Source organism: Plastoroseomonas hellenica, assembly GCF_018129085.1.
GTDB lineage: Bacteria > Pseudomonadota > Alphaproteobacteria > Acetobacterales > Acetobacteraceae > Plastoroseomonas > Plastoroseomonas hellenica.
Map to the genome: position 1 here is coordinate 41,232 of NZ_JAAGBB010000030.1, position 16,203 is coordinate 57,434.

General features: G+C 72.0%; 11 protein-coding genes. 9 read left to right on the top strand and 2 right to left on the bottom strand.

Annotation, left to right across the window (positions count from 1 at the left end; genetic code table 11):
• Position 1 precedes the first annotated feature (1 nt).
• From GXW71_RS22430 to GXW71_RS22450, 5 genes are all read left to right on the top strand, one after another.
• Complete coding sequence (locus GXW71_RS22430) at positions 2-949, top strand: ABC transporter permease (RefSeq protein WP_211854917.1); 948 nt, start codon at positions 2-4, stop codon at positions 947-949.
• A 66-nt stretch (positions 950-1,015) separates the two neighbouring features.
• Complete coding sequence (locus GXW71_RS22435; RefSeq protein WP_211854918.1) at positions 1,016-1,918, top strand: ABC transporter permease; 903 nt, start codon at positions 1,016-1,018, stop codon at positions 1,916-1,918.
• 11 nt (positions 1,919-1,929) lie between these two features.
• Positions 1,930-2,982, top strand: a complete 1,053-nt coding sequence (locus tag GXW71_RS22440; protein ID WP_211854919.1) for an ABC transporter ATP-binding protein — start codon at positions 1,930-1,932, stop codon at positions 2,980-2,982.
• A complete protein-coding gene (locus GXW71_RS22445; RefSeq protein ID WP_211854920.1) occupies positions 2,979-3,965 on the top strand; it encodes an ABC transporter ATP-binding protein in 987 nt (328 codons plus the stop codon). Before GXW71_RS22440 ends, GXW71_RS22445 begins: the two co-directional genes overlap by 4 nt.
• Positions 3,965-4,669 carry an isochorismatase family protein gene (locus GXW71_RS22450; RefSeq protein ID WP_211854921.1) on the top strand — a complete coding sequence of 235 codons (705 nt, stop codon included), beginning with the start codon at positions 3,965-3,967 and terminating at the stop codon, positions 4,667-4,669. The genes GXW71_RS22445 and GXW71_RS22450 overlap by 1 nt, the downstream gene beginning before the upstream one ends.
• A gap of 14 nt (positions 4,670-4,683) precedes the next feature.
• Here GXW71_RS22450 and GXW71_RS22455 read toward each other — a convergent pair whose 3' ends face one another.
• Positions 4,684-5,778, bottom strand: coding sequence for a CaiB/BaiF CoA transferase family protein (locus tag GXW71_RS22455; RefSeq protein WP_211854922.1), 1,095 nt, complete (start codon positions 5,776-5,778; stop codon positions 4,684-4,686).
• A gap of 59 nt (positions 5,779-5,837) precedes the next feature.
• Between GXW71_RS22455 and GXW71_RS22460 the strand changes: the two genes are divergently transcribed.
• Entirely contained in the window at positions 5,838-6,806 is a 969-nt protein-coding gene (locus GXW71_RS22460) for a tripartite tricarboxylate transporter substrate binding protein (RefSeq protein ID WP_211854923.1), read from the top strand.
• A gap of 10 nt (positions 6,807-6,816) precedes the next feature.
• Positions 6,817-7,827, top strand: a complete 1,011-nt coding sequence (locus GXW71_RS22465) for an NADPH:quinone oxidoreductase family protein (RefSeq protein ID WP_211854924.1) — start codon at positions 6,817-6,819, stop codon at positions 7,825-7,827.
• 139 nt (positions 7,828-7,966) lie between these two features.
• Here the strand turns inward: GXW71_RS22465 and GXW71_RS22470 are convergent, their stop codons facing one another.
• Complete coding sequence (locus tag GXW71_RS22470; protein ID WP_211854925.1) at positions 7,967-8,887, bottom strand: hypothetical protein; 921 nt, start codon at positions 8,885-8,887, stop codon at positions 7,967-7,969.
• A 256-nt stretch (positions 8,888-9,143) separates the two neighbouring features.
• Here GXW71_RS22470 and GXW71_RS22475 point away from each other — a divergent pair, with 256 nt between their 5' ends.
• Positions 9,144-14,231: an alpha-2-macroglobulin family protein gene (locus GXW71_RS22475; protein WP_211854926.1), complete on the top strand. Its 5,088-nt coding sequence runs from the start codon at positions 9,144-9,146 to the stop codon at positions 14,229-14,231.
• Positions 14,231-16,192 carry a penicillin-binding protein 1C gene (gene pbpC, locus GXW71_RS22480; protein WP_211854927.1) on the top strand — a complete coding sequence of 654 codons (1,962 nt, stop codon included), beginning with the start codon at positions 14,231-14,233 and terminating at the stop codon, positions 16,190-16,192. The genes GXW71_RS22475 and pbpC overlap by 1 nt, the downstream gene beginning before the upstream one ends.
• The last annotated feature ends 11 nt before the right edge of the window (positions 16,193-16,203 follow it).

The window sequence follows — 16,203 nt, forward strand, 5'->3', positions numbered from 1 at the left end:
GATGTTCGGCTATGTGATCCGCCGCCTGATCGCAGCGATCCCCATCGCTCTCGGCGTCTCCATGATCTGCTACCTGCTGGTCTACCTGGCACCGGGCGATCCTGTGCAGACCCTGCTGCCGCCCGATGCGGATGCCGAGACCGTGGACCGGCTGAAGCGGCTTTACGGCCTCGATCGACCGCTGCCGGTCCAGTACATCGAATGGCTCGGCAGGGTGGTGAGCGGCGATTTCGGCCGCTCCATCGCCAATGGCCGACCGGTGATCGAGGAGATCCAGCGCTCGCTCGGCAACACCGTTCTGCTCGCGACGCTCTCGGTGCTGGTCGCCTTCAGCATCGCCTTCGTCCTCGGCACCATCGCGGGGCGGAAGGCCGGGACCTGGCTCGACCGGGTCGTCACCGGCGTCGCCGTGCTCGGCGTCTCGGTCCCGAACTACTGGCTCGCCATCGTGCTGATCATCATCTTCTCGGTGGAGCTGATGATCCTGCCCTCCTCCGGCACCGCCGGCGAGCGCTTCGACCCGACGAGCTGGGAGCATATCCAGTACCTCATCCTGCCGGTCATCACGCTGTCCATGATCCCGGTCGGCATCATCGCGCGCACCACGCGATCCGCGATCTCGGAGGTGATGAACCAGGATTTTGTCGTCACGCTGCGCGCCAACGGGCTGCCGGAATGGCGGGTCCTGAAGCATGCGATCAAGAACGCGCTGCCGCCGGTGCTCGCGGTGATGGGGCTGCAATTCGGCACGCTGATGGGCGGCTCCATCCTGGTCGAGACCGTCTTCGCCTGGCCGGGCAGCGGCTACCTGCTCAGCAAGGCGATCCTGACCCGGGACGTGCCGGTACTGCAGGGCACCATCCTCGTTCTCGCCATGATCTTCGTCGTGACCAACCTCGCCGTGGACCTCATCCAGTCCACGCTCGACCCGCGCATCCGGCGCGGCTGAGCGCCCGATGACCAGACGGGCCTGGAGGTCTGAATCGGACGCTCCACTTGCAAAGGGGCAACACCCATGTCCACCGCCGTGAGCGACACCGCAGCACCCGATGCCGCCGAGCTCGCCCTGCCGACGCAGCGCGGCTACTGGGGGACCGTCGGCTATCGCCTGCGCTACGACCACGTGACCCTGTTCTTCGGTGCGCTGCTGCTGCTCATCATCCTGGCGGCGGTCGCAGCACCGCTGCTGGCCCCCTTCGACCCCTACCAGGAAAGCATCATCCGCCGGCTCAAGCCGCCGGGGTACCAGGACCGGTACTGGCTCGGCACGGACGAGCTGGGGCGCGACATGCTCTCCCGCCTCCTCCATGGCGGGCGCATCACGCTCACCATGGGCATCCTCCCGGTGATCATCGCGACCCTCATCGGCGGCAGCCTCGGCGTGCTGGCGGGCTTCGCGGGCGGCGTCGTGAACATGAGCATCATGCGCGTGATGGACGTGTTCTACGCCTTCCCCTCGGTGCTGCTGGCGGTCGCCATCTCCGGCGCCATGGGGGGCGGCGCGGTGAATGGGATGATCGCGCTGACGCTGGTCTTCATCCCACCGCTCTGCCGCGTGGCGGAGACGGCGACGACCCAGGTCCGCAACCTCGACTTCGTGGACGCGGCGCGGGCGACGGGCGCGCCGATGCACCTCGTCGTCAGGCACCATGTCATCGGCAATGTGCTGGGGCCGATACTGATCTACGCATCGAGCCTGGTCTCGGTGGCGATCATCCTGGCATCGGGCCTCTCCTTCCTCGGGCTCGGCGTGAAGCCGCCCGATCCGGACTGGGGGCTGATGCTGAACGCGCTGCGCCAGGCGATCTATGTCAGTCCGCTGGTCGCGGCGATGCCCGGCATCGCGATCCTGATCACCTCCATCAGCATGAACCTGGTGAGCGATGGGCTGCGCGCCGCCATGGACGTACGGAGCTGAAGGCGATGGCCATGACATCCTTCGCCGTCGAGGAGAATGACGGCCGCGACCGCGGCGGGCCGCGGCAGCCGTTGCTGACCGTGCAGGGGCTGAAGAAGCACTTCCCCATCCGCGGCGGCATCTTCGGCCGCGTCTCGGCGCGGGTGCGGGCGGTGGACGGCATCTCCTTCGCGGTGCGCAAGGGCGAGACGCTCGGCATTGTCGGCGAGTCCGGCTGCGGCAAATCCACCGTGGCGCGGCTGCTCATGCGTCTCATCATGCCCGATGCGGGCGAGCAGATCTTCGATGGCGATGCGGTCGGCGAGCGTGGCGGCATCAGCGTGGCGGAGATGCGCCGCCAGGTGCAGATGGTGTTCCAGGACAGCGCCTCCTCGCTCAACCCGCGCATGCCCGTGCAGAATTCCATCGCCTTCGGCCCCATCGCGCTGGGCACGAGGCAGGCCGAGGCGATCGGCATGGCGCGGGAGCTACTGGTGAAGGTCGGATTGAACCCGGCGCTCTTCGGCGGGCGCTACCCGCATGAGCTCTCGGGCGGGCAGAAGCAGCGCATCAACATCGCCCGGGCGCTCGCGATGAAGCCGCGCATGATCATCCTGGACGAGGCGGTCTCGGCGCTGGACAAAAGCGTCGAGGCGCAGGTGCTGAACCTGCTGCAGGCGCTGAAGCGCGACCTCAACCTCACCTATATCTTTATCAGCCACGATCTCGGCGTGGTGCGCTGGATCAGCGACCGGGTGATGGTGATGTATCTTGGCGAAGTCGTGGAGATCGGCCCGGCGGATGCGCTCTACGCCAGCCCCAGGCATCCCTACACGCGGGCGCTGCTGGCCTCGCGGCCGGCGCTCGATCCGGACCAGAGGCGGGAGGAGGCGCCGGTCAGCGGCGACCCGCCCAACCCGATCAATCCCCCCGCGGGCTGTCGCTTCCACACGCGCTGCCCCCATGCGGAAGCCGTGTGCAGCGCCAGGGCGCCCATGCTCAGCGCCGGCGGCGACGATGCCCATCTCGCGGCCTGCCACATGCAAGACCCATCCTCGGGCCACAGCCAGGCGCTGCGGCATTGAGCGCGGCCCAGCCCCTGGTCGAGGTCGAGGACCTCTCGGTTAATTTCGTCACGCGCGAGAGCAATGTCCGCGCGGTGAACGGCGTCAGCTTCACCATGATGCCGGGTGAGGTGATGTGCATGCTGGGCGAGAGCGGCTCCGGCAAGAGCGTGACGATGCGGGCGCTCATGCGCCTCCTGCCGCCGAAGCGCGCCGTCATCACGGGGAAGATCCATATCGCCGGCCAGGACGTATTGGCGATGGACGACAAGGCGCTGCGTGCGATGCGCGGCGCCACCGTCTCCATGATCTTCCAGGAGCCGATGACCGCCTTCGATCCCGTGGTGCGCGTGGGCGACCAGATCTCGGAGGTCGTCGCCCTGCACCGCGGCGTCAGCCGCAGGGAAGGGCGCCGGCGCGCGCTGGACCTGTTCGAGCTGGTCCGAATCCCCTCCGCGGAGCGGCGGCTGGACGCCTATCCGCATGAGCTCTCGGGCGGGCTGCGTCAGCGCGCCATGATCGCGCTCGCCCTCTCCTGCGAGCCCAAGCTGCTGCTGGCGGACGAGCCGACCACCGCGCTCGACGCCACGGTGCAGATCCAGGTGCTGATCCTGCTGCGGCGGCTGCAGCAGGAGCTCGGCATGTCCGTGATCTTCGTGACCCATGACCTCGGCGTCGCGGCGGAGATCGCCGACCGCGTCGCTGTCATGTATGCGGGCCGGGTGGTGGAAACGGGACCGGTGCGCGACCTGCTGCGCAACCCGCAGCATCCCTATACGGCGGGGCTGCTCGCCTCCACTGTGCATGACCAGCCGCGCGACCAGGACCTCAAGACCATTCCAGGCACGCCGCCCGACATGCGTCGCCTGCCGCCCGGATGCAGCTTCGCGCCGCGCTGCGCCCGGGCGATCGCCGACTGCAACCTCGCCATGCCGCCACCCGTCAGCCCGGAGCCCGGACGCATCGTGCGCTGCATCCGGGTTTCACAGCCTGAGTTCGCCTGATGCCCCACATTATCGATATCCCTGAGAGCGTCATCGAGCGTGTCGTCAGGCGCTGCGGCACACCGCATCCCTTCGCGGCGCTCGATCCTGTCCGCACCGCGCTGCTCGTGGTGGATATGCAGCTCGGCTACATGCATGCCGAGCTCGGCCATTCCTGCGTGCCGACCGCGCCCGGCATCGTCCCCACCATCAACCGTCTCGCGGAGACGCTGCGCCGCACGGGCGGGGCGGTGTACTGGATCCAGAACGCCTCGGACGAACGCTCGCGGGAGGAATGGTCGGTTCTGGAGGAGCAGGCGAGCCCCGCCCGCCGCGCCGCGCGCATCCGCTCCATCGCGCCGGGCGCGCCGGGGCACGCTTTCTGGCCCGATCTCGACATCCGCGAGGGCGATGCGATCGTGCCGAAGTTCCGCTATTCCTGCTTCATCCGCGGCGCCTCCGACCTCGAGGAACGGCTGCGCGGGCACGGCATCGATACCGTGCTCATCGCCGGCACCCTGACCAATGTCTGCTGCGAATCCACCGCGCGCGATGCGATGATGCTGAACTTCCGCACCATCATGGTGGCCGATGCCAATGCCGCGATGACGGATGCGGAGCACAATGCCTCGCTCATCGCCTTCTATCTCTATTTCGGCGACGTGCAGACCGCCGCCGAGGTCGAGGCCGCACTGGACCGGGGCGCACGGCGCGACGTCGCCTGAGACTCCGCACCAGGCTATTGCCCGAGCAGCTCCGCATTATGGGCGCCGAGCGCCGGCGCCGGCGGCAGCCAGGCGCCGACGCCCGGCAGCGCCGGCATCGGCACCTGGCCGAGCTCCGGCTGCGCGACCATGCCCGCGGCACCGACCGCGCGCACATGCGGGTCGGCGAGCCAGTCGATCGGCGTGTTCACCCGCTCCGCGAGCAGGCGCTCGGCCTGCAGCGCGCGCACCCAATGCGCCACATCCTGCTGCGCGAAGGCCTCCCGCAGCAGCGGCAGCAGCGCCCCGCGGTGCGCGGCGCGCGCGGCGAAACTCGCGAAGCGCGCATCCTCGGCGAGCGGCGGCAGGCCGAGCACACGGCAGAGCGTCACGAATTCCGGATCGCGCACCAGGGTGACCATCACCCAGCCGCCGCAGGCGGCGCGGTAGGATCCGGCCGGCACGTTGAGCAGGGCAGGGGCCTGCCCGAGCAGCCCGGCTTCCGCGATCTGCGGCGCGATCAGCGCGGCGGTACCGGCCATCAGCGAGACATCCAGCACCCGGCGGCGCGGCGCGGCATCGCGCGCCCGCTCGGCGAGCGCTGCCTGCACCGCGGCGAAGGCCGAGAGGCCGGTGAAGACGTCGCTCACCAGCGCGCCCACCTTGTGCGGCGCCCCGTCCAGCCCTTCGTTCAAGGTCGCGAGGCCGGAGAAGGCCTGCGCCACGGAATCGGTGCAGGGTCGCTCCGCATAGGGACCGGCCTGGCCGAAGCCGGAGATCGAGAGGCAGACGGCATCCGGCTTCGCGCTTTCCGGCCCGAGGCCGAGCCGCGCCGCGACACCGGGGCGGAAGCTCTCGATCAGCACATCGGCCTGCGCGGCGAGGCGTTGCGCCGCCACGCGGCCTGCCTCGGTCTTGAGGTCGAGCATGACGCTGCGCTTGCCGCGGTTGAAGCTGACATGCAGCACCGATTGCCGGTCCTGCCGCGTGGTCAGCCCGCGCGACCAGTCGCCCTCGGGCGGCTCCAGCTTCACGACATCGGCGCCGCAGGCCGCGAGGAGCATGCCGCAATAGGGGCCGGCGACGCCCTGTCCCGCATCCAGCACGAAGAGACCCTGATACGCCTGCACCGCTTTCCCTCCCGACCTCGTGCCCGTTATCCTGCCCTGAAACCAGGGTTGGAAACAGAATGCGGATCACGCGACGCGCGGCACTCGCCGCGGCCATGGCAGCGGGCGCAACCGGCGCCCATGCGCAGGGCGACTGGCCGCAGCGGCCGGTGCGCTTCGTGGTGCCCTATCCCCCGGGCGGCCCGACCGACATCCTCGGCCGCGTCGTCGCGCAGCGCCTTGCCGTCGATCTGCGGCAGCCGATGGTGATCGACAACAAGCCCGGCGCCTCCGGCGTCATCGGCAGCGCGGAGGTGGCGCGTGCCGCACCCGATGGCACCACCTTCCTGATCAACGCGTCGATCCACGTCATCATCCCACACCTCAACCGCAACATGCCCTTCGATGCGCTGGCCGATTTCACGCCGGTGACCAATATCGGCATGGTGCCGCTGGTCGCCGTGGTGCACCCGTCGCTCCCGGTGCGGAGCATCGCCGAGTTGATCGCGCATCTGCGCGCCAATCCCGGCCGCATCTCCTACGGCTCCTCCGGCAATGCCTCGGCGCTGCATCTGGCGGGCGAGATGTTCAAGCTGATGACCGGCACGGAGATGGTGCATGTGCCCTATCGCGGCGCCGGCCCCGCGATCCAGGACCTGATGGCGGGCAATATCCAGTTGATGTTTGACAGTGTCCCCTCCTCGGCCGCGGCGGTGCGGGAGGGACGGCTTCGGGCGCTGGCGGTCACCACCCGCCGCCGGACCGCGGCCTATCCCGACCTGCCGACCGTGGCGGAGGCCGGCCTGCCCGGCTTCGACATCGCGACCTGGTACGCGGTCTGGGCGCCGCCGCGCATGCCGGCGCCGGTCGTCACGCGGCTGCAGCAGGCGATCGCCGCCGCGGTCGCCGTGCCGGAGGTGCGCGATCGCCTCGGCACCCTCGGCGCCGAGCCGGTCGCCGATACGCCGGAGGATTTCGCGGCGTTCTGCCGGGTGGAGTACACCCGCTGGGGACAGCTCGTGCGCGATGCGCGCGTAACCTTGGACTGAGAGTGACGCCATGCGTGCCATCCTCTGCGAATCCTGGCGGGATTTCGATGACCTCGAGGTGAAGGAGGTCGCGCCACCGCCGCTGCGCCCGCGCGGCGTTCGCATCCGGGTCGCCGGCTGCGGCGTCTCCTTCGCGACGCAGCTCGTCGTCGCCGGCAAGTACCAGCGCCGCCCGCCGCTACCCTTCACCCCGGGCACCGAGATCGTCGGCCATGTGATCGAAGCGGCGCCGGATGCCGATGCGCCGCCGTCCGGCACCGCGGTCTTCGCGGTGCTCGACTGGGGCGGCATGGCGGAGGAGGCGGTGGCCGACGACATCCATGTGATGCCGCTGCCCGCGGAGTTGCCGCTGCTGCCCGCGATCGCCTTCCCTATCAGCTATCCGACGGCCGGGGCCGCCCTGATCTGGCGCGCCGGGCTCGCGGCCGGGCAACCGGTGCTGGTCCAGGGCGCCGGCGGCGGCGTCGGCCTCGCCGGGGTCGAGATCGCGAAGGCGCTCGGCGCCCTGGTGATCGCGCGTGCGGGCGCGGACAAGCATGCGTTGCTGGCCGCGCGCGGCGCGGACCATGTCCTCGACAGCCGGGCGCCCTTCCGCGATGCGGTCCGGGCCGCGACGGCGGGCAGGGGCGTCGATGTCGTGCTGGACCCCATCGGCGGCGATGCCTTCGACGAAGGGCTCCGCTGCCTCGGTGATGGCGGCGTGCTGCTCACCATCGGCTATGCGGCGGGCCGCATCCCGGAAGTCGGCGCCAATATCCTGCTGCTGAAGAATATCGGCGTCGCCGGCCTCAACTGGGGCACCTATGTCGGCTGGTCACCGGGCGACGGGCGGCACGACCACGCGGCCCGCGTGCGCGCCCTCTGGGCGCGGCTGATCGGCTGGTGGCAGCAGGGCCTGTTGCGGCCGGAGCTGCATGCGAGCTTCCCGCTGGAGGGCTTCCGGGACGCGATGGCCGAGGTCCGCGGCCGGCGCGCCGTCGGCCGCGTCGCCCTGCTGCCGAACGGGCCTGCCGGCCCGTAGCAGCGCGCCGGGGCAGGCCATCGGGTTCCAAGCTTGCGGACCGGTCGCCTGACCGGTCCGAGGCCGCGAACGCGGCCCGCGCGGAGTCGCGCGAAGCCAAGCCGGCGGATGCCGGCGCCCGGCGTTTGAGGGGCATGGATTAATCGCGGGAGAGTTTGTCGCCCAATGCCATCCAGCCCGCGGGTTCCTGGATCAGGGCGCCGACATCGTATTGGCCGAAGCCGGCGGTGACGCCGCGGCGGGTCATGATCTCGGCGAAGATGCGGGAGGCCGGGCCGGCGGTCCGCATCGCCGCCTTGCCGGTCGGCGCGCCGAAGACGATGACCGCGGAGGGTGCGCCGAAATTGGCGACCTGCTGCTCCTGGAAAGCGCGCCAATGGATCTCGATGGCGGCCAGGTAGCACATCTCGTGCACGCCGATCTTGAGCGCGAGCTTGCCGGCGGCAGCGAGGGAATTGGCGATGGTGCCGGCCAGCGGCACCGGCACCGCAGCGCCGATGGTCTGGGTGCCGCGCAGCGTCGCCTTCGCGGATTTCGCGCGGATGATGGTTTCGCACCAGCGGGCGATGGTCTCCGACTTGCGGTAGGCCTTCGCGATGGCGTGGATTTGCTGGAGGTGCATGAGGGTCGTCGCGGTGGCGCTGCCGTGCCGCACCGTGCTGCCGACATTGATCATGGACCCGAAATACTTGCCAACGCCGCCGGCGCCGCTGACCACCGACCCCGCGGCCGCCTTCCAGCCGCGTGTGAAGAGGTAGCGCTGGGTGGCCGGGCTATCGGCGTCCTCCTTGCCATTGGCGACGAACCAAGGGTTGGGCTTCACCGACACGTCGCCGCTGCGCCGCTTCGCGTAATAGCCCCGATGGATGCCCTGGCCGATCTGGTTGCCCGCATAGGCCACCGGCGCCGAATTTCCGGGGCGGGCGTCGAGCGCGATGGTGATGATGTCGAAGGCCGCGAAGGCGAAATCCTCCGGCGTCTGCTTGCCCTGGCCGTTGATCGCTTCGCCATGCGCCGCCCGGACGCCCGCCATATCGCTCGTACCGCGATGTGAAGACATGAATTTCGATCCTCTGAGGGGTTGTGCCCGTCGGGCACAACTATCGGTGGTGTCTTCGCAGCAGGGCGTATCGCGGTACGGCGCGGGCGGGTGACCGATCCTTGAAAGCGTCGGATTCCGGGCCGCTCTCCCGATCTGTTGACGAGGCCGCCGCCTGGTTGGGCGCGGCATTGTCGCCCTCACTTCTTCGTTCCGGGGGTGTTCCGGGCGGCGCTTCGTGGCATGGTTCGCCGGCCTCCAACCGCGGAAAACGCCCATGCGCCGGTTCCTGCTGCTGCTGACCCTCCTGTTCGCTGCCCTGCCCGCCGGCGCCTTCGAACTGCCAGGCGTGCAGCGCGACTCGAGCGCCTACCGGCAGGAGCTGATGCGCCGCTTCCCCGGCAGCAGCCCGCAGAGCCGGGCCGCCGCCGAGACCCGCGCGATCCAGGCCGAGCGCACCAACAACCTGCCGGCGGCGGCCGCCGCCTGGGAGGAACGGGTGGCAGCCGGCCCGCTCTCCCACGACGCCTGGATGGCCCTCGCCCGGGTCCAGCTCGCGCGCCGCCCGCAGGAGGCCAACCGGGCGCTGCAGGCAGCCTGGGTCGCCTTCACTATCGCCCCGGCCGGCCCGCAGGAGGTGCCATCCCTGCTGATGATCGCCGATGCCCTCCAGGCCCTGAACCTGCCGGCCGGTATGCTGGAAGCGCTGGCGGCAGCGGCCGAGCGCGCGCCGGAGGATGCGGCGCTCCGCGCCCGACTGACCGAGACGCGCCGCCGGGTCGGGCTGCTGCCGACTCGCGTCCGCACCGAAGCGGATGCCGAGCCCGCCCGCGCTTGTATCGGCTTCACCCAGCCGCCGGCCCGCCGCCAGGACTGGACGCCCGCCGACTGGGTGCGCACCGAGCCCGCCATCCCCGGCCTGGCCGTGGAGCGCGAGGCGGATGTGATCTGCATCGCGGGCCTGCCCTGGGGCCGCAGCACCCGCATCATCCTGCGCGCCGGCCTGCCCGGCGAGGACGGCTCGGCGCTCCGCACTGAGCAGTCGCTGACCGTCGCGATGCCGAACCGCGCGCCGCGCCTCGCCTTCGACCAGCGCGCCTATGTGCTGCCGCGCGGGCAGGAGCCGCGGATCACGCTCGCCAGCACCAATGTCTCGGCGGTCGCGATCCGCCTGATCCGGGTTGCCGAACGCAACCTGATGGGGCTCAGGCGCGATTGGCAGCCGGGCCAGGCGCTCAATTCCTGGACGGTCGAGGGCCTGACCGAGGATGCCGGCACCGTCATCTGGGAAGGCCGCGCCGATATCCCCCGCTTCGAGCAGAACGCGACCCAGCGCACCGCGCTGCCGCTGCCCGACGCGCTGCGCAACGCGCCTCCGGGCATCTTCGTCCTCGCCGTCCGCTCCGGCGACGGCAATGCGGCACGGGAAGCAACGGCGTCGCTGGCGCTCGCCGTGACCGATCTCGGCCTCGTCGCCTGGCGCGGCGCTGATGGTGTCGCGGTGCAGGCGCGGAGCCTCGGCGAGGCGGTGGCGAAGCCCGGCGTGCGCGTCGCGCTGCTGGCCCGCAACAATGAGGTGCTGGCGGAGGCGGAGACCGACGCCACCGGCATCGCCCGTTTCGGTGCCGCCCTGTTGCGCGGGCGCGGCGGTCTGGCCCCGGTCGCGCTGCATGCGACCGCCGGCGCGGACTTCGCGATGCTCGACCTGGAAGCGGCCTCCTTCGACCTGTCGGACCGCGGCGCCACCGGCCGGCCGCATCCGGCGGCGATGGACGCCTTCGTCTGGCTCGACCGCGGCATCTACCGGCCGGGCGAGACGGTGCAGATCGCGGCGCTGATCCGCGACGCCGCCGGGCAGCCGGTGGACCTGCCGGTCAGGCTGCGGGTGCGCCGCCCGAACGGACAGGTCTTCGCCGAGCAGGTGCCGGCGCGCGGGCCGGACGCCGCAATCCTCTGGCCGATGCCGCTCTCGAACGGGGCGCCGGCCGGCGCCTGGACCATTGAAGCGCTGACCGATCCGGATGCGCCGCCGATCGGCCGCACCACCTTCCGCGTCGATGCCTTCGTGCCGGAGCGGCTGGAGGTGACCGCGACCCCGCCCGCTGGTGCGATGCTGGTCCCGGGCCGGCCGCTCGACGTGCCGGTCGCCGCCCGCTTCCTCTATGGCGCGCCCGGCTCCGGCCTCTCCGGCAATGCGGAGCTGCGGCTGGCGGTGAACCCGGAGCCCTTCCCGGATTGGCGCGGCTGGCGCATCGGCCTAGCGGAGGAGCCCTTCACCCCGGCGCTGCAAACCTTCGAGATCCCGGAGACCGATGCCGACGGCCGCGCCACGCTGAGCCTCGCTCTGCAGGGGGTGCCGGATTCGACCCGCGTGCTGCAGGCAGAGGTCGGCATCACCATCAGCGAGCCCGGCGGCGCCGAGAGCCGCACCCGCTTCACCATTCCGGTGCGCCCGCGGGGCAGGCTGATCGCGCTGCGCCCGGGCTTCGAGGGCGGTTCGGTCGACGACAATGCCGAGGCCGCCTTCGACATCGCGGCGCTGACGCCGGCCGGCGCCGCCGACACGGCGCGGCTCCGCGTCCGGCTGGTGCGGGAACGGCCGAGTTGGCGCATGGTTACGCGCGGCCAGATCGCCCGCTACGAGACGGTCTGGCGCGACGAGCCGGTCGATGCCGCGGAGGTGCAGGTGGCGCCGGGCAGCCCGGCGCGCTTCGCCCGCCGCATGCCCTTCGGCCGCTACCGGATCGAGGTCACGGATCCATCGGGCCTCGCCATCACCTCCATGCGCTTCCGCAGCGGCTGGGCCAGCAGCGAGAGCGCCGAGGTGCCGGACCGCGTCGATGTCGCGACCGACCGCCAATCCCACCCCGATGGCGCGACGGCGCGCATCCGCGTGACGCCGCCCTTCGGCGGGCGCGCTTCCATCGCCGTGCTGACCGATCGCCTGGTGTCGATCCGCGAGACCGAGATCCCCGAAGGCGGCGCCACCATCGAAGTGCCGGTCTCCGCCGCCTGGGGCCCCGGCGCCTATGTGGCGGTGACGGTCTACCGCGCCGGGGAGGCGCGGCGCGGGCCGCAGCGCGCACTCGGGCTGGTCTGGGTTGCACTCGACACCGCGCCGCGCCGGCTCGACGTCGCGATCGAGAGCCCGGAGCGCATCCTGCCGCGGCAGCGCGTCACCATCCCCGTCCGCATCGGCAATGCCGGCGGCACCGCGCGGGTGACGCTCGCCGCGGTGGATGAAGGTATCCTGCGGCTGACCGATTTCGCCTCGCCCGATCCGCAGGGGCATTTCCTCGGCCGTCGCCGCCTCGGTACCGATATCCGCGACGATTACGGCCGCCTGATCGCGCCGGCGGATGGCGAGGCGACCGCGCTCCGCCAGGGCGGCGACGAGGGCGATGCATCGGGCTTCCTCCGCATCCCGCAGCGCCTCGTCGCGCTCTATTCGGGCATCGTGACCGCGGGGTCGGATGGCGTCGCGCAGGTGCCGCTCGACATCCCCGACTTCGCAGGCGAGCTCCGGCTGATGGCGGTCGCCTGGGATGGTGCCCGCATCGGCGCCGCGTCCAGGCCGATGACGGTGCGCGACCCCGTGGTCGCGGAAGCGATGCTGCCGCGCTTCCTGGCCCCCGGCGATGAGGCGCAGTTGCCGCTGCTGCTGCACAACCTCGATCTGCCGCGCGGCACCATCACCGCGACGCTCTCGACCGAAGGGCCGCTGACATTGGCGGGGCCATCGCAGATCGCGGTCGACCTGGCACCCGGCGCCCGCGCCCAGCCCGGCACCACGCTGCGCGCGACCGGCGCCGGGGAAGGCGTGCTGCGCCTTGCGGTCGCCGGGCCGAACAATTTCAGCGTCACCCGGGAATCGCGGATCACCATCCGATCCTCCCGCCCGATCGCGGTCGAGACCGCCTTCGGCACCATAGCGCCCGGCCAGCAGGCGGCGCTGACGCCGCCGACCGAGCGCTTCATCCCCGGAAGCTGGCGCGCCAGCGCCAGCTTCGGCGCCGCCGTGCGCTATGACGCCGATGCGATGCTGCGCGCGGTGCAGGGCTTTTTCCTGTCCTGCACCGAGCAGGCCGGCAGCCGGGCGCTGGCGCTCGCTTATGCGCCGGATGCGCCGGATCGCGCCGGCGAGTTGCAGCGCGCGGTGGAGACGATCATCGATCGCCAGCGCTTCGATGGCGGTTTCGGCCTTTGGTCGGCGCAGGGCGAGCCGCAGGAATGGGTGACCGCCTTCGCGCTGGAGGTGCTGCTGCGTGCCCGCAGCGCCGGCGCCGCGGTGCCGGATGGTGCCGTTGATGCCGGGCTCCGCCATATCGAGGAACTGCTGGAGGAGAGCGACCAGGAGAGCCCGCTCGAGCGCGCGACCCAGGCCTATCGCCTGCATGTGCTGTCGCTTGCCGGCCGGCCGCGGCTCGGCGCCGCGCGGAGGCTCTTGGAGCGGATCGCCGATATGCCGACGCCACTCGCCCGCGCCCAGATCGGCGCCGCCTTCGCCCGCGCCGGCGACCGGGCTCGCGCCGAGGCGGCCTTCACCGCAGCACTCGCCGCGCCGCAGCGGCTCTGGTGGACCGGCGATTTCGGGTCCCAGGTCCGGGATCAGCTCGCGATCGCGGTGCTGCTGAAGGAAAGCGGCGTGCTGGAGGACCGGGTGGCGCCGCTGCTGGCGCAATTGCCCGCGCAGCTCTCGCCGACCACGACCAGCACGCAGGAGCAGGGCTGGGCGGTGGCGGCGGCCGGGGCGCTCTCGGCCGGCAGGCGCCCGGTGCGCGTCGCGCTCGACGGCACGACGCTGGCGGAGCGGCCGCTGGTGACGGTGGCACTGACCGGGCGGGCGACGGCGCGCAACCTCTCCGACGCGGCGCTGCCGAACAGCGTCTCGGTCACCGGCATCCCGGCGCAGCCGCTGCCGGCCGGGCGCTCCAACATGCGCATCGTCAGGCGCTTCCTGGCGCTCGACGGGTCGCCGCTCAACCTCGACCAGCTCCGGCAGAACACCAGCTTCGTGCTGGTGCTGGAAGCGCGGCTCGAGGATCAGGAGGATCATCGCGTGCTGCTGCAGCAGGGCCTGCCCGCAGGCTGGGAGATCATGGGCCGGCTCGGCCCCGGCGCCGTGCCGGGCATGCCCTGGCTCGAGGCGCTGAGCGAGACCGAGGCGCAGCCCGCCCTCGATGACCGCTTCGCCGCCGCAGCCGTGCTCTCCCCGCGGATGCCACTGCTCCGCATCGCGGCGCGGGTCAGGGCGGTCAGCGCCGGCAGCTTCGAGCTGCCGGGAGCGGAGACCGTCGACATGTATCGCCCGGCCTTCTTCGCGCGGCAGAACACCGGGCGGATCACTATCCTCCCGGCCAACTGATGCGCCGCCGCCTGCTTCTTGCCGCACTCGGCCTGCCGCTGCTTTTGGCAGCGGCAGGCCTCGCGCTGGACCGCGCCTTCCCACCCCACCTCGCACGCCTGGCGCCGGGGCAGGAAGTGCTGGACCGGGATGGGCGCATCCTCTCCGTGCTGCCGGCGCGCGGCGGCATCTGGCGGCTGGCGACGGCGACCGAGGATGTGCCGCCGGACCTGGTGGCGCTGCTGGTCGCCGCCGAGGATCGCCGCTTCTGGCATCACCCCGGCGTCGATCCGATCGCGCTGGCGCGCGCCGCCATGCAGTGGATCCGCGCCGGCCGCGTCGTCTCCGGCGGTTCCACGCTCACCATGCAGGCGGCGCGATTGCTGGAGCCGCGGCCGCGCACCTTGCGCAGCAAGGCGATCGAAGTGTTCCGCGCGCTGCAGCTCGAAGCCCGCTTCAACAAGCGCGAGATCCTCGGCATCTGGCTGACGCTCGCGCCGCAGGGCGGCAATCTCGAAGGCTTGCGCGCGGGGTCGCTCGCCTGGTTCGGGCGGCCACCGGCGCGCCTCGATGCGGCGGAGCAGGCGCTATTGATCGCGCTCGCCCGCCGCCCCGGCGCGCTGCGACCCGACCGGCACCCCGACGCGGCCCGCGCGGCGCGCGACGCGGTGCTGGCGAGCCGCGGCGGCCCGGCCGCCGGCATGAGCGCCATCGACCGCGATTTTGCCATGGCATCCGCGATGCCGCTGCGCCGCCTGCCGATGCCACGCCTGGCGCCGCATGTCGCGCGGGAGCTTGCTGCCGGCGGCGTGGTGCGGACGCCGAGCACGCTCGACCTGCCCTTGCAGCGCGCGGCCGAGGCGCTGGCCGCCGAATCGCTCCACGACCTGCCGGAGCGCAGCGCCGTCGCGATCGCGATCGCTTCTCTCGACAGCCGCGAATTCCGCGTGCTGGTCGGCGGCGCCTTTGGGGAGGAGGGCAGGGCCGGTGCGCTCGACCTCAGCCGCGCGATCCGCTCCCCGGGCTCAGCGTTGAAGCCCTTCCTCTATGCCATGGCCTTCGAGGCCGGGATCGCGCAGCCGCAGAGCGTGCTCTCCGACCTGCCGCTGCGCTTCGCGAACTACGCGCCGGAGAATTTCGACCGCGGCTTCGCGGGCCAGGTCACCGCGGCCGAGGCACTGCGCCTGTCGCTCAACCTGCCCGCTGTCGCGCTGCTCGACCGCATCGGGCCGCTCCGCTTCGCGGCCGCGCTCAAGGCGACGGGCGCGCCGGTGCATCTGCCGCCGGGGGCAACGCCATCGCTGCCGCTGGCGCTCGGCGGCGCCGGGACGACGCTGCGGGAGATGGTGACGCTCTATGCGGCGCTCGGCGGCGGCGGCGTCGCACAACCGTTGCGGCTGACGCCCGGGGAGGCGGGGCCTGGCAGCCGCGTGCTGGAGGCGCGCGCGGCGCAGCAGGCGGCGGCAGCGCTGGTGCAGCCTTTCCCGGGCGGCGGCCCGGCCGGCATCGGCTGGAAGACCGGCACGAGCTGGGGCGGCCGGGATGCCTGGGCCTTCGGCATCGATGGTCGCCATGTCGCGGGCGTCTGGGTCGGCCGCCCGGATGGCACGCCGCTGCCCGGCGCTACCGGGCGAAACCTGGCCTTGCCGATCCTCTCTCGTGCTTTCGCCCTGCTGCCGGCGGCCCCACGCGAGCCGCTGCCGCGCCGTGCCGCGATCACCGCCGGAGTGGCGCCTGACCGGCTACGCCTGCTGTTCCCGCCGCCGGGCGCGGTGCTGGCGGAAGGGGCGGGCAGCGTCACGCTGCGCGCCATGGGCGGGCAGCGGCCGCTGACCTTCCTGGTCGACGGCCAACCCGTCGCCCATGAACGGGCGCGGCGGGAAGCGAGCTGGCTGCCGCCGGGGCCGGGCTTCTTCCGGGTGACCGTGCTGGATGCGGAAGGGCAGGCGGCGCGGGCGGAGGTGCGGGTGCGCGCGGAATGAGCCCGCGCATG